The 14,367-nt window shown below is 66.1% G+C and carries 14 protein-coding genes; all 14 read left to right on the top strand.

Annotated features, from left to right (window positions below):
- The first annotated feature begins 242 nt into the window (after window positions 1-242).
- The 14 genes from OCX61_RS08205 (at window position 243) to OCX61_RS08270 (ending at window position 14,331) form a co-directional block, all read left to right on the top strand.
- Entirely contained in the window at window positions 243-1,268 is a 1,026-nt protein-coding gene (locus OCX61_RS08205; protein ID WP_261943340.1) for an NAD(P)H-dependent glycerol-3-phosphate dehydrogenase, read from the top strand.
- 15 nt (window positions 1,269-1,283) lie between these two features.
- Window positions 1,284-1,631 (top strand): DUF4389 domain-containing protein, encoded by a 348-nt coding sequence (locus OCX61_RS08210; protein WP_261943341.1) that lies wholly within the window; start codon window positions 1,284-1,286, stop codon window positions 1,629-1,631.
- Window positions 1,628-2,086: a phosphohistidine phosphatase SixA gene (gene sixA, locus OCX61_RS08215; RefSeq protein ID WP_261943342.1), complete on the top strand. Its 459-nt coding sequence runs from the start codon at window positions 1,628-1,630 to the stop codon at window positions 2,084-2,086. Before OCX61_RS08210 ends, sixA begins: the two co-directional genes overlap by 4 nt.
- A gap of 110 nt (window positions 2,087-2,196) precedes the next feature.
- The gene (locus OCX61_RS08220; RefSeq protein WP_261944284.1) at window positions 2,197-2,571 is read left to right on the top strand and encodes a hypothetical protein; all 375 of its coding nucleotides are present in this window, start codon (window positions 2,197-2,199) and stop codon (window positions 2,569-2,571) included.
- Window positions 2,572-2,663: 92 nt separating this feature from the next.
- Window positions 2,664-3,452, top strand: coding sequence for an alpha/beta fold hydrolase (locus tag OCX61_RS08225; RefSeq protein WP_261943343.1), 789 nt, complete (start codon window positions 2,664-2,666; stop codon window positions 3,450-3,452).
- A complete protein-coding gene (locus OCX61_RS08230; protein ID WP_261943344.1) occupies window positions 3,449-4,303 on the top strand; it encodes an alpha/beta hydrolase in 855 nt (284 codons plus the stop codon). Before OCX61_RS08225 ends, OCX61_RS08230 begins: the two co-directional genes overlap by 4 nt.
- Window positions 4,304-4,412: 109 nt before the next feature.
- A complete protein-coding gene (locus OCX61_RS08235; protein WP_261943345.1) occupies window positions 4,413-5,207 on the top strand; it encodes a DUF4892 domain-containing protein in 795 nt (264 codons plus the stop codon).
- Window positions 5,208-5,219: 12 nt separating this feature from the next.
- Window positions 5,220-6,266 carry an AI-2E family transporter gene (locus tag OCX61_RS08240; RefSeq protein ID WP_261943346.1) on the top strand — a complete coding sequence of 349 codons (1,047 nt, stop codon included), beginning with the start codon at window positions 5,220-5,222 and terminating at the stop codon, window positions 6,264-6,266.
- A 173-nt stretch (window positions 6,267-6,439) separates the two neighbouring features.
- Window positions 6,440-6,529 carry a K(+)-transporting ATPase subunit F gene (gene kdpF, locus OCX61_RS08245; RefSeq protein ID WP_033696222.1) on the top strand — a complete coding sequence of 30 codons (90 nt, stop codon included), beginning with the start codon at window positions 6,440-6,442 and terminating at the stop codon, window positions 6,527-6,529.
- A gap of 9 nt (window positions 6,530-6,538) precedes the next feature.
- On the top strand, window positions 6,539-8,233 hold the full coding sequence (gene kdpA / locus OCX61_RS08250; RefSeq protein WP_261943347.1) for a potassium-transporting ATPase subunit KdpA: 1,695 nt from the start codon (window positions 6,539-6,541) through the stop codon (window positions 8,231-8,233).
- A 10-nt stretch (window positions 8,234-8,243) separates the two neighbouring features.
- Entirely contained in the window at window positions 8,244-10,298 is a 2,055-nt protein-coding gene (gene kdpB / locus OCX61_RS08255; RefSeq protein ID WP_261943348.1) for a potassium-transporting ATPase subunit KdpB, read from the top strand.
- 10 nt (window positions 10,299-10,308) lie between these two features.
- On the top strand, window positions 10,309-10,860 hold the full coding sequence (kdpC, locus tag OCX61_RS08260) for a potassium-transporting ATPase subunit KdpC (RefSeq protein WP_261943349.1): 552 nt from the start codon (window positions 10,309-10,311) through the stop codon (window positions 10,858-10,860).
- Window positions 10,861-10,984: 124 nt separating this feature from the next.
- Window positions 10,985-13,639, top strand: coding sequence for a DUF4118 domain-containing protein (locus OCX61_RS08265; protein ID WP_261943350.1), 2,655 nt, complete (start codon window positions 10,985-10,987; stop codon window positions 13,637-13,639).
- Entirely contained in the window at window positions 13,636-14,331 is a 696-nt protein-coding gene (locus OCX61_RS08270; protein ID WP_261943351.1) for a response regulator, read from the top strand. Before OCX61_RS08265 ends, OCX61_RS08270 begins: the two co-directional genes overlap by 4 nt.
- The last annotated feature ends 36 nt before the right edge of the window (window positions 14,332-14,367 follow it).

The following is a 14,367-nucleotide window of genomic DNA, read 5'->3' on the forward strand; positions in this document are numbered from 1 at the left end:
CCTTGGCGCATGACTCGATATCGTGTCGTACCAACAAGGCGGTCGCGCGCGCCTGTCACAGGCGTTACTGGCCCGAAACAAACGTAGGAGCGAGCAAAGCTCGCGATGCGCCGCGCGGGCGGCGCTCGATCTCACAGGCGCCGAATATCCCAGGGCGAACCAGCCCCACCACTGGTTCTGTCGCAGGCGCGCCGTATAATGGCTGGGTCGCCACTTAACTTAATGGCTTTAACGGATTGAATATGACTGAACAGCAACCTGTTGCAGTTCTGGGAGGCGGCAGCTTCGGCACCGCTGTGGCGAACCTGCTGGCCGAGAATGGCGTGTCGGTGCTTCAATGGATGCGCGACCCCGAGCAGGCCGAGGCGATGCGGGTCAACCGCGAGAACCCGCGCTACCTCAAGGGCATCCGCCTGCAGGACGGTGTCGAGCCGGTCAACGACCTGCTGGCCACCTTGCAAGCCTGCGACCTGATCTTCGTTGCGCTGCCTTCGAGTGCCCTGCGCAGCGTACTGGCGCCGCATGCCGAGCTGCTGCGCGGCAAATGCCTGGTCAGCCTGACCAAGGGTATCGAGGCGCACAGCTTCAAGCTGATGAGCCAGATCCTCGAGGAAATCGCGCCCCAGGCCCGCATCGGCGTACTGTCCGGCCCCAACCTGGCCCGCGAGATTGCCGAGCACGCCCTGACCGCCACCGTGGTCGCCAGTGAAGACGAACAACTGTGCCAACAGGTGCAGGACGTGCTGCATGGGCGCACCTTCCGGGTCTATGCCAGCAGCGACCGCTTCGGTGTCGAACTGGGCGGCGCGCTGAAGAACGTCTACGCCATCATCGCCGGCATGGCCGTAGCCCTGGGCATGGGCGAGAACACCAAGAGCATGCTGATCACCCGCGCGCTGGCCGAAATGACCCGCTTTGCCGTCAGCCAGGGTGCCAACCCCATGACCTTCCTCGGGCTGGCCGGTGTCGGTGACCTGATCGTCACCTGCTCGTCGCCCAAGAGCCGCAACTACCAGGTCGGCCACGCCCTCGGCCAGGGCTTGAGCCTGGACGAGGCGGTCAGCCGCCTGGGCGAGGTGGCCGAAGGGGTCAACACGCTCAAGGTGCTCAAGGCCAAGGCCGAGGAGGTGCAGGTGTACATGCCGCTGGTGGCCGGGCTGCACGCCATCCTGTTCGAAGGCCGCACGCTGACCCAGGTGATCGAACGCCTGATGCGCGCCGAGCCCAAGACCGACGTCGATTTCATTTCCATCAGCGGTTTCAATTAAGCAAAGGAGCAGCACATGAACGATACCCCCGAGCGCGCCCAGCGCGAGTCGATCATCCTGCGGGTGCTGTGGATGCTGGTGTTCCTGGTGGTCTGGCAGCTGGCCGAGCTGCTGCTCGGCGGCCTGGTGCTGGTGCAGCTGATCTATCGCCTGATCTATGGCGCGCCGAGCGCCAGCCTGATGAACTTTGGTGACAGCCTCAGCCAGTACCTGGCGCAGATCGGCCGTTTCGGTACCTTCCACACTGACCAGAAGCCCTGGCCATTCGCCGACTGGCCGGTAGCGCGTGCGCCGCAAGGCGAAGCGCCACATGCCGTGGCGCCGGCGCCGCACCCGGTGCGTGACGAGGAGCCCAAGCTGTGAAGCTGTGGGTGCTGCGCCACGGCGAGGCGGAGCCGCGGGCCAACAGCGACGCCGAGCGGCGCCTGACGGCCCATGGGCGCGAGCAGGTGCTGCGCAGTGCGGCGCACCTGCTGGGCCAGCCGTTGCAGGCGATTATTGCCAGCCCGTACGTACGTGCGCAACAGACGGCGGCCCTGGTGCATGACACCCTGGGCTTCGCCGAACCTGTGCGCACCGTGCCGTGGCTGACACCCGATAGCGATGTGCGGCAGGTGATCGGCGAAATCGAGCGCCTGGGGCTGGAGCATGTGTTGCTGGTCAGTCACCAGCCACTGGTGGGTTCGCTGGTCGGCATGCTGGAGCATGGCCATGTACAGCAGCCGGCAGGGATGAGCACGGCCAGTCTGGCGGTGCTGGAAGGTGGCTGGCCGCTGGCAGGGCTGATGACGTTGCGCGCGCTTAATGCGCCTGACTGAGCGGGAGCAACTGGCATTTTTGTCAGTTGCCAATATTTTGGATCCAATGGATGCTTGGCGCCGGAGTCACCGCTAAACAAAAAGACAGGGAGCGCCGAATGATCGGGTTGATGTACGAGCTTTTGCGCTCTGTGGACCTGCAACCCACGATTGAAGCCGTGCAGCGCAACGAGCGACTCGATTTCGCCCAGTACAGCCTGCTGAGAGAAGCAGCCGACGCCAAGCTCTATCACCTGATGGGCAGAATTCGCGACAAGATCGAGCAGCAGCCACTGGATAACCTGTATGTCGAGCAGGACCTGCACGACTTGCAGCAATCCTGCATGCGTATGTCTCAACTGCTGCAGACCAGCTGCCTGGCCTTGCGCCGCCTGCAGCTCGATCTCAAGGACCAACGCCTGGCCCGTGAGGCACTGGAGAGCCAGATTACCTACATGCAGGCATGCCTGCGCCGTTCGCTGGCCAGTTTCGACAAGTCGGCATGACCTGATTGCCCTTGGCGATGACAATTACAGACGTTGCCGTGTGCCAGCGCGATGCCGACAATGGGCCATCATCCCCGTCCGGACCAGGCGCCATGTCGCAGCAGATCTTCTTCGCCCATGCCAACGGTTTTCCTTCGGCCACCTACGGCAAGCTGTTCGCCGCCCTGGCGCCGGATTATCAGGTCAGTCACCTGGCCCAGCATGCCCACGACCCGCGCTTTCCGGTGGACGACAACTGGCAGAACCTGGTCGATGAACTGCTGCACCACCTGGCGCAGCAGGAGGGGCCGGTCTGGGGTGTCGGTCATTCTCTGGGTGGCGTGCTGCATCTGCACGCGGCCTTGCGTCGGCCCGAGTTGTACCGTGGCGTGGTGATGCTCGACTCACCGGTGCTGACCCGTGCTGACCAATGGCTGCTGCGCACCGCCAAGCGTTTCGGCTTCATCGACCGCATCACCCCGGCTGGCCGCACCCTCGGGCGGCGTGAAGCCTTCGCCGACCGTGACAGCGCACGTACCTACTTTGCCAGCAAGTCGCTGTTTCGCCACTTCGACCCGGATTGCCTGGAGGCCTACCTCGAGCATGGCCTGCAAGTGGGCGAGGATGGCTTGCGCCTGCGCTTCGACCCGGCCACGGAAATCAGCATCTACCGCAGCATCCCCCACGCCAGCCCGGCGCCCGCGCGCCAGTTGCAGGTGCCGCTGGCGATGGTGCGTGGCGAGCGCAGCACGGTCATCCGCCGCCACCATGCACTGGCGGTGCGCGGCATGCCTCGGGGCGAGTATCACAGCGTGCCGGGCGGGCACATGTTCCCGCTGGAACGGCCGACCGACACCGCCAGCCTGATCAAGGGCCTGTTCGACCGCTGGAGCCAGGCATGAGCACCCAGGTCGAGGAAGTCCGCCTGAGCCTGGGCCATATCGAGCTGGCCGCCCACCTGTTCGGCCCGGACGATGGACTGCCGGTGATCGCCTTGCACGGCTGGCTGGACAACGCCAACAGCTTCGCCCGCCTGGCACCGCGGTTGAACGGGCTGCGCATCGTCGCCCTCGATCTGGCCGGGCACGGTTATTCCGAGCACCGTCCATTGGGCGCGGGTTATGCCTTGGCCGATTACGCCCACGATGTGCTGCGGGTTGCCGAACAGCTGGGCTGGCAGCGTTTTGCCCTGCTCGGGCATTCGTTGGGCGCGATCATTTCGGTGCAGCTGGCCGGTGCCTTGCCCGACCGGGTCAGCCATCTGGCCTTGATCGATGGAGTCATTCCCCCCACGGGTGCCGAGCAGGATGCCGCTGAACGCCTGGGCATGGCCCTTCAGGCCCAGCTGCGCCTGGACGGCAAGCGCAAGTCCGTTTACACGAGCCTGGAGGAGGGCGTGCAGGCGCGCATGAAGGGCATGGTCGCGGTCAGTCGGGAAGCCGCCGAGCTGCTGGCCCAACGCGGCCTGATGCCGGTGCCCGGCGGTTACAGCTGGCGCAGCGACAGCCGCCTGACCTTGCCCTCGCCGGTGCGCCTGAGCCAGGCCCAGGCCATGGCCTACGTGCGGCGGGTGAGTTGCCCGGCCAGCCTGGTGGTGGCCGCTGACGGGATGCTGGCGCGCCACACCGAGCTGCTGGAGCAGCTACCCTTTGCGCAGACGCTGTTGCCCGGCGGGCATCACCTGCACTTGAACGATGAACAGGGTGCGGCCCTTGTCGCAGACTGTTTCAATCGCTTCTTTGGCTTTGCTTGACTTGCACCGGGCAAGTGCCGAGGCTGGGCGGGTTGAACAGGGAGACAACCATGCAACTGCCAGATATCCTGGAGCTTCAACCCGGCGCGCCGCGCCGCATGGGTCGCCGATGAGTGCGCCCGTTTCCATCCGTACTGCCTTCGCCGCCTGCCTAGTGCTGGCCAGCCCCTTGCTTTGGGCCGGCAGCCTGCCGGTGCCGGTGGACGCCAAGGTGGTCGACCAGCGCCCGGCCGTGGAGCAGGAACGTGTCTACCCCATGGGCCCGCTGCGCAAGATCAGCGGCCGCCTGCGCGTCGAAGACAAGATCGAAAGCCGCGGCCAGGTCAGCTCGGTCACTTACGAGCTGCCGGTCGAGCGCAGTGCCCGCGAAGCCTTCACCAGCGCCCGCGAAACGCTGCAGCATGACGGCGGCTACCCGCTGTTCTGGTGCCAGGGCCGCGATTGTGGCGAAGGCAGCCTGTGGGCCAACGATGTGTTCGCCAATGCCCGGTTGAACGGCGGTGACGAGCAGCAGGCGTTCATCCTCCTGCGCCGCTCGGCCGAGGAGGCCGACACCCTGGTTGCGCTGTACAGCGTCACCCGTGGTAACCGCCGCGCCTACCTGCATGTGGAAGAGTTCGTCGCCAGCAGCCCGCTGGGTGAAATACTGCCCACCGCCGCCACCGTGCTGCGGGAAATGCGCGACACCGGCAAGCTCGACTACCCTGACCTGGCTGAGCCAAGGGACAGCTGGGTGACCTTGCTGGCACGCAGTCTGAACCTTGACAGCACCTTGCGCGCGAGCTTGAGTGGCGCCCAGGCTGGGGCCTGGCGCGAACAACTGGTCAAAGCTGGCGTGCGTGAAGGCCGGCTCGAAGTCGGCACTGCACCTACCGATGGCCTGCACCTGGAACTGATTCGTTGAGTGAGCGCCACCATGGCCAACAATGACCGCCTGCTGATCCAGATTCTGCTGCTGGCGCTGCTCGGTGCCGCCCTGTGGGTCATGGCACCGTTCATATCCGCGTTGTTGTGGGGGGCCATCCTGGCCTTTGCCAGCTGGCCGCTGATGCGCCTGCTGACGCGTCTGCTGGGGGGGCGCGAAACCCTGGCCGCCAGCCTGCTGACCACGGCCTGGATCCTGATCGTCGCCTTGCCGCTGGTGTGGCTGGGCTTCAACCTGGCCGACCACATCCGCGATGCCACCGCCTTTGTCCGTGACGTGCAGGTCGATGGCCTGCCCGATGCGCCTGACTGGCTCGGCGGCATTCCCTTCGTTGGCGAGCGCCTGGTCAGCTGGTGGCAATCCCTCGACCAGCAAGGCGCAGCCCTGCTGGCGTCGGTGAAACCTTACCTGGGGCAAGTCGGTAACTGGTTGCTGGCGCGCAGTGCGCAGATCGGCAGCGGTGTGCTGGAGCTGACCCTGAGCCTGGTGTTCGTGTTCTTCTTCTACCGTGACGGGCCGCGCCTGTCGGCATTCGTGTTGCGTCTGCTGAACCGGCTGGTGGGCGAGCGTGCCGATTACTACCTGGAGCTGGTGGCCGGCACCGTGCAACGGGTGGTCAACGGCGTGATCGGCACGGCTGCGGCCCAGGCCCTGCTGGCGTTGATCGGCTTCCTGATCGCCGGGGTGCCCGGGGCGATCGTGCTGGGGCTGGTGACCTTCATGCTCAGCCTGATTCCTATGGGGCCACCGCTGGCGTGGATCCCGGCGACCGGCTGGCTGGTGTGGAAGGGTGAGTACGGCATGGCGGTGTTCCTGGGCATCTGGGGCACCTTCGTCATCAGCGGCGTGGACAACGTGCTCAAGCCGTACCTGATCAGTCGCGGCGGCAACCTGCCGCTGGTGATCGTGCTGCTCGGCGTGTTCGGCGGTTTGATCGCCTTTGGTTTCATCGGCCTGTTCATCGGCCCGACCTTGCTGGCGGTCGGCTACAGCCTGCTGCTGGACTGGAGCCGCAATTCGGCGCAGGCCCAGCAGTAAACCTGTACTGGCCGCTTCGCGGGTAAATCGGGGCGGCCAGTGCAGGCATTCAAAAAATCTCATCTTTACGCATTCTTTATTCCCACCCCCACCCCCTGGTCTCGCCCCTTTACGCCCCTCGCTCGGACAATTCCCCCAAAGCGGTACAAGCCGCCAAAAGGGGAGTTCCACTCATGTACATGCTCGACGGTCTGTCACTGCTACTGGCAGTGGCGTTGGCGGTTTACCTGCTGGTGGCGCTGCTGCGCGCCGATCGCAGCTAGGGAGCGGCCATGCACAGTTACGATTACGCTTTGCTAGTGGCTTTTTTCGCCATCGTGCTGTTGCCGGCACCTTGGCTTGGGCGCTTCTACTACAAGGTCATGGAAGGGCAGCGCACCTGGCTGACGCCCGTGCTTGGGCCGGTTGAGCGGGGCTGCTATCGCCTGGCCGGCGTGCGCGCCGACCAGGAGCAGAACTGGCAGCAGTACACCCTGGCCCTGCTGGCCTTCAACCTGGCGGGCTTCCTGTTGCTGTTCGCCGTGCTGCTGCTGCAAGGCTACCTGCCACTCAACCCCCAGCACCTGCCCGGCCAGGAATGGTCGCTGGCGTTCAACACGGCGGTGAGTTTCGTCACCAACACCAACTGGCAGGCCTACAGTGGCGAGGCCTCGGTCAGCTACCTGAGCCAGATGCTCGGCCTGACCGTGCAGAACTTTGTCAGCGCCGCCACCGGCCTGGCCGTGCTGGTCGCGCTGTGCCGCGGCATCGCTCGCCGTTCCACCACCAGCCTGGGCAACTTCTGGGTCGACATGACCCGCGCCACCCTCTACGGCCTGCTGCCGCTGTGCCTGCTGCTGGCGCTGCTGCTGGTCTGGCAGGGTGTGCCTCAGACCTTCGCCGACTACGCCCACGCCGTGACCCTGCAGGGGGCTGACCAGACCATCCCGCTGGGCCCGGCCGCCAGCCAGATCGCCATCAAGCAGCTGGGTACCAACGGTGGCGGCTTCTTCGGCGTCAACTCGGCGCACCCGTTCGAGAACCCCACGGCCTGGAGCAACCTGTTCGAGGTGGCCTCGATCATCCTGATCCCGGTGGCACTGGTGTTCACCTTTGGTCACTACGTCAAGGACCTGCGCCAGAGCCGCGCAATCATTGCCTGCATGTTCGGCCTGTTCCTGCTTGGCGGCGCCACTGCGCTGTGGTCGGAACTTCAGCCGAACCCGGCACTGGAAAGCGCCCAGGTGCAACAGAGCGCGCCCATGGAAGGTAAGGAGAGCCGCTTCGGCACCACCGGTTCGGTGCTGTGGACGGTGACCACCACCGCAGCCTCCAACGGCTCGGTCAATGCCATGCACGATAGCCTCAACCCGCTGACCGGCATGGTCGCGATGGTCAACATGATGGTCGGCGAGGTGATTTTCGGCGGCGTCGGTGCGGGGCTCTACGGTATGTTGCTGTTCGTGCTGATTGCTGTGTTCCTGGCCGGCCTGATGATCGGCCGCACGCCCGAATACCTGGGCAAGAAGTTGCAGGCGCGGGAAGTGCAGCTGCTGGTGGCGACCCTGTTGGTGATGCCAGTTGGCGTACTGGTGCTCGCGGCCATCGCCGCCAGCCTGCCAGGGCCAGCCAGCGCGGTAAGCAACCCGGGCGCCCATGGCTTCAGTCAGCTGCTTTACGCCTATACCTCGGCCACCGCCAACAATGGCTCGGCTTTCGCCGGATTTGGCGCTAACACCGTGTTCCACAACGTGATGATCGGCCTGGCCATGCTGATTGGCCGCTTCGGCTACATCCTGCCGATCCTTGCCCTGGCTGGCAGCCTGGCGGCGAAGAAGAGCGCGCCCCAGGGCCTGAACAGTTTTCCTACCCACGGCCCGCTGTTCGCCTGCCTGTTGCTGGTAACCATCCTGCTGGTCGGTGGCCTGACCTTCCTGCCGACCCTGGCCCTCGGGCCGATCGCCGAACAACTGAGCCTGGGTTTCTGAGGAATCATCCATGAACATGCCCATTCCCGAAGTGAAAACCTCGCACAGCGCCAAGGACCAGACCCGTTTCGCCGCCCTGTGGCGCCCAGCGCTGGTGCAGGCCTTCGTCAAGCTCGACCCACGTCAGCTCAAGCGCGCGCCGGTGATGTTGGTGGTCGCCCTGACGGCCATCCTCACTACCGCTTTGTGTTTCGCGCCTGGCAATGGCGTCAGCACCGGCGTTGCCGCGCAGATCGCCCTGTGGCTGTGGTTCACCGTACTGTTCGCCAACTTCGCCGAGGCCCTCGCCGAAGGCCGTGGCAAGGCCCGCGCCGACAGCCTCAAGGCCGGTAGCCAGGGTTTGATGGCGCAGCGGCGCAAACGCGATGGCAGTTTCGAGAGCGTCGCTGCCACGGCGTTGCGCAAGGACGATGTGGTGCGCGTGGTGGCCGGCGAGATGATCCCCGGTGACGGCGAGGTCCTCGAAGGCATCGCGGCGGTCAACGAAGCGGCCATCACCGGCGAATCTGCGCCAGTCATCCGTGAATCCGGGGGCGACCGTTCGGCCGTTACCGGCAACACCCGGCTGGTGTCCGACTGGCTGCTGATCCGCATCACCAGCAACCCCGGCGAATCGACCCTGGACCGCATGATCGCCCTGGTTGAAGGCGCCAAGCGGCAGAAGACCCCCAACGAAATCGCCCTCGACATCCTGCTGATCGGCCTGACCCTGATCTTCCTGATCGTGGTGGTGACCCTGCAGCCGTTCGCCCGTTTTGCCGGTGGCAGCCTGCCGCTGATCTTCCTCGCCGCGCTGCTGGTGACGCTGATTCCCACCACTATCGGGGGGCTGCTCTCGGCCATCGGCATCGCCGGCATGGACCGCCTGGTGCGCCTGAATGTGATCGCCCGTTCCGGGCGAGCGGTGGAGGCGGCCGGCGACGTGCATACGCTGATGCTCGACAAGACCGGCACCATCACCTTCGGAAACCGCCGCTGCAGCGCCCTGCACGCCGCCCAAGGGGTGACCGCCAAGGAACTGGGGGAGGGCGCCTTGCTTGCCTCGCTGGCCGATGACACCGCCGAGGGCAAGTCGATCGTCGAATACCTGCGCCAGTTGCACGACTTCATCGAGCCGTCGCCCGGGCAGTACCAGGCAATCGCCTTCAGCGCCGAGACGCGCCTGTCGGGCATCGACTTCCAGCAGCACCGCTACCGCAAGGGTGCCGTCGATGCGGTGCTGGCGTTCGTCGGCATGCAGCGCCTCGACCTGCCCGCCGCGTTGGCCCGTGAAGTGGAGCGCATCGCCCAGAGTGGTGGCACTCCGCTGCTGGTGTGCCTGGACAAGCGCCTGCTCGGCGTGATTCACCTCAAGGACGTGGTCAAGCCGGGCATCCGCGAGCGTTTCGCCGAGCTGCGCAAGCTGGGCATCCGCACGGTGATGGTGACCGGTGACAACCCGCTGACCGCTGCAGCCATTGCTGCCGAAGCGGGGGTGGATGATGTGCTCGCCGAAGCCACGCCGGAGAAGAAACTGGCACGCATTCGCCAGGAGCAGAACGATGGCCGCCTGGTGGCCATGTGCGGTGACGGTGCCAACGACGCCCCGGCGCTGGCCCAGGCGGACGTCGGCATGGCCATGAACGATGGTACCCAGGCGGCGCGTGAGGCCGCCAACATGGTCGACCTGGACAGCGACCCGACCAAGCTGTTGGACGTGGTGCAGGTGGGCAAGGAGTTGCTGGTGACCCGCGGGGCGCTGACCACTTTCTCCATCGCCAACGACGTGGCCAAGTACTTCGCCATCCTGCCGGCGCTGTTCGCCGCCATCTATCCGCAGCTGGGGGTGCTCAACCTGATGCAGCTGGCCAGCCCGCAGAGCGCGATCCTCTCGGCCATCGTGTTCAACGCGCTGATCATCATCGTGCTGATTCCGCTGGCGCTGCGGGGTGTGCGCGTGCAGGCAGCGAGCGCGGCGCACCTGCTGCGGCGCAACCTGCTGATCTACGGGCTGGGTGGCATCGTCGTGCCATTTGCCGGGATCAAGCTGATCGACCTGCTGCTCAATGCCTTGCACCTGGTCTGAGGAGGCCATCATGAACCATTACGTACGCCCGGCGTTGAGCCTGATTCTGCTGATGACCGTGGTCACCGGCGCGCTGTACCCGTTGGCGGTGACCGGAGTTGCCCAGCTGGCGTTCCCTGAGCAGGCCAATGGCAGCCTGGTACACGATGAGCGCGGGCAGGTGCGGGGGTCGGCCTTGATTGCCCAGGATTTCCAGGGCGATGGCTGGTTCCATTCACGGCCTTCGGCGGGTGCTTTTGCCACCGTGGCCAGTAGCGCGAGCAACCTGGCCCCGAGCAATCCGGCGCTGGCCGAACGGGTCAAAGGCGATGCTGCGACGCTGTACCAGGCGCAGTTGGGGCCGGTGCCCCAGGCACTGCTGAGCACCTCGGGCAGCGGCCTGGACCCGCACTTGCCACCGGCAGCGGTGGCTTACCAGATTCCCCGGGTAGCCGCAGCGCGGCAGGTGCCAGTAGAGCGCTTGCAAGCCTTGCTGGAAGAGGCCACCCTCCACCCATTGATCGGGCCGCCGGTGGTCAATGTGCTGGCCTTGAACCAGGCCCTGGACCAGCTAGGCCATTGAAAAATGACTTGAACGGCTAGCAGAGAACCTGTGGGAGCGGATTTTTCGGCGCCCCGATAAACCCGCTCCCACAGCTACGGCGTTTGCGCCTGAAGTGTGCTGATTGCAGGAAACAGGAATAAACATGAGTGACTCCACCCGCGCAGACGCGCTGTTGGCCAACCTCCCACGCAGCGGTCGCGGCCGCCTCAAGGTCTTCCTCGGCGCCGCTCCTGGCGTCGGTAAGACCTTCGCCATGCTCCAGGCCGCCCATGCCCAGCAACGCCAAGGTGTGCAGGTGCTGGCCGGGGTGGTCGAAACCCACGGCCGAGCCGAGACCGAAGCGCTGCTCGGCGGCCTGCTCCAGCAGCCCCTGCTGCGCAGCGAGTACCGCGGTGTCACCCTTGAGGAAATGGACCTCGACGGCCTGCTCCAGGCCGCGCCAAGCCTGGTCCTGGTCGACGAGCTGGCACACACCAACGCCCCCGGCAGCCGCCACGCCAAACGCTGGCAGGACGTGCAGGAGCTGCTCGCCGCAGGTATCGACGTGTACACCACGGTCAACGTCCAGCACCTGGAAAGCCTTAACGACAAGGTCCGCGGCATTACCGGCGTGCAGGTGCGCGAAACGCTGCCCGACTGGGTGCTGCAGGAAGCATTCGAGCTGGTGCTGATCGACCTGCCACCTCGTGAACTGCTCGAACGCCTGCGCGAAGGCAAGGTCTACGTGCCGGAGCAGGCACGGGCGGCCATCGACGCGTACTTCTCGCAAACCAACCTTACCGCCCTGCGCGAGCTGGCCATGCAGACCGCCGCCGCTCAGGTCGACGCTGACCTGGCCCACGGTTACCGCCTGCGCGGCGAAGCGGCGCCGGCTTTGCGCGGGCGCCTGCTGGTGGGCGTGGATGGCGATGACCAGGCCGAACGCCTGGTGCGCCACGCCAGCCGTGTTGCCCAGCGCCGCCACCTGCCGTGGAGCCTGGTGCACGTCGACAACGGCCGGCTGCGTGACGAAGCTGCGCGCCAGCGCCTGCAGGTGGCCCAGCAACTGGCCGAGCGCCTGGGTGGCGAGGTGGTGTTGCTGCGCGCTGGCGAGGTGGCGCGGACCTTGATCCAGCACGCCAGCGAGCGCCGTGCCAGCCTGGTGCTGGTCGGGCAATCCCGTGATCGGCTGCGTCGGCGCCTGTTCGGTGCCGGTGTCGCTACCCGGCTGTTGCGCGAAAGCCATGGTCTGGAGATCAACGTGCTCGACCGCGACAGCCAGGCACGCCCGGCGCGTGCGGCGGTCAGCCGGGTGTGGGTCTGGCGCCATTACCTGTTGGCGCTGCTGGCCACGGCGCTGGCCGCGGGCCTGGCCTGGGGCGTATCGAGCGTGCTGGCGCTACCCAACATCTCGCTGGTGTTCCTCGCCGCCGTGCTGCTGGTGGCCGTGCGCAGCAGCCTGGGCCCGGCGCTGGCCTGTGCGGCGCTGTCGTTCCTGACCTACGATTTCCTGTTCATTCCGCCGAACTTCTCGTTCAGCATCCAGCGCGAAGAAGACGTGCTGACGCTGGTGTTCTTCCTGCTCATGGCGGCCCTCACCGGCAACCTCGCGGCCCGCCAGCGCAGCCAGCTGCAGGCCCTGCGGGAAACCCAGGCGCAGACCAACCAACTGCTCGACCTGTCGCGCCGCTTGACCGTGGCCACCGACCGTCAGGCGGTGTTCAACGCGGCCGGTCGCCATCTCAATGGCTGGAAAGACGTGCAGGTGTGCCTGCTGGAGCGCAACAGCGAAGGCCTGCTGCAATTGGCCAGCGGCGAAGCCCAGGCCTTGAGCGACAACGAACGTGCTGCCGCCGAGTGGGCCTGGCAGCACGGCCAGGCCGCCGGCCACGGCAGCGATACCTTGCCCAATGGCCGCTGGTGGTGGTGGCCGCTGGCAGTCGACGACCAACCCCTGGCCCTGCTTGGCGTGCGCCCGCGTTCCGGCGAGCCGCTGAGCGCCCAGCGCCGGCGCCTGTTGATGGCCCTGGGGCAACCCCTGGCCCAGGCCCTGGCCCGTGCCCGGCTGGCCGAACAACTCGAAGCCGCCCGCCTGCACGGCGAAACCGAGCAACTGCGCAGCGCCTTGCTCGCCTCGGTGTCGCACGATCTGCGCACCCCGCTGACGGCCATGCGCGGCAGCATCGACAGCTTGCTGGCGCTGGGCGAGGCGATCCCCGTCGAAGATCGCCGCGAGCTGCTCGAAGGTACGCGCAACGAGGCTGAACGCCTGGACCGCTACATCCAGAACCTGCTCGACATGACTCGCCTGGGCCACGGCGGCCTCAAGCTTGCCCGCGACTGGGTGGCCCCCGCCGATATCGTCGGCAGTGCCCTCAACCGCCTGCGCGCGGTACTGGCGCCGTTGCGCGTGCATACCGACGTGCCCGCTGAACTGCCGCTGCTGTTCGTGCATGCCGCGTTGATCGAGCAGGCGTTGATCAATGTGCTGGAAAACGCCGCGCGCTTTTCGCCCGCGCAAGGCCGCCTGGAATTGCGGGTATCGGTGCACGGCGAGCAGTTGCACTTCGCCGTCAGCGACCAGGGCCCCGGCATTCCGGTGGCTGAACGGGAGAAGATCTTCGACATGTTCTACACCGCTGCCCGCGGCGATCGCGGCGGCCAGGGCACCGGCCTGGGCCTGGCGATCTGCCAGGGCATGATCGGTGCCCATGGTGGGCAGATCCTGGTCAGCGAAGGCATCGATGGCCATGGCACCTGCATCACTCTATGCTTGCCGCTGCCCCAGCAACCTGAAGCCGAAAGCGAAATCCCATGAGCCAATCCGCCACCCTGTTGGTCATCGACGATGAACCGCAGATCCGCAAGTTCCTGCGCATCAGCCTGAGTTCCCAGGGCTACAAGGTGATCGAGGCCGCCACCGGCAACGAAGGGCTGGCCCAGGCCGCGCTGGCCAAGCCCGACCTGGTGGTGCTCGACCTCGGCCTGCCGGACATGGATGGCCAGCAGGTGCTGCGTGAGTTGCGCGAGTGGAGCGCAGTGCCCGTGCTGGTGCTGTCGGTGCGGGCCAGCGAAGTGCAGAAGGTCGACGCGCTGGATGGTGGCGCCAATGACTACGTGACCAAGCCATTCGGCATTCAGGAGTTTCTTGCCCGGGTGCGCGCGCTGCTGCGCCAGGTGCCGCAGTCGGGTGGCAGCGAAGTGACGGCCAGCTTCGGGCCATTGGTGGTGGATTTCGCCTTTCGCAAGGTGACGCTGGATGGTCTGGAGATTGCACTGACGCGCAAGGAGTACGCACTGCTGGCACAACTGGCCGGGCATCCGGGGCGGGTGATTACCCAGCAGCAACTGCTCAAGGACATCTGGGGGCCGACCCATGTCGACAATACCCATTACCTGCGGATCGTGGTGGGGCATTTGCGGCAGAAGCTCGGCGATGACCCGACGGCGCCACGGTTCATCATTACCGAGGCCGGGGTGGGGTATCGCCTGGTGGCACCTCAGCCCTGATGTGATCCCTGTGGGAGCGGGCATGCCCGCGAACAC

Origin of the sequence: Pseudomonas sp. LRP2-20 (assembly GCF_024349685.1) — a bacterium.
Taxonomy (GTDB): Bacteria; Pseudomonadota; Gammaproteobacteria; order Pseudomonadales; family Pseudomonadaceae; genus Aquipseudomonas.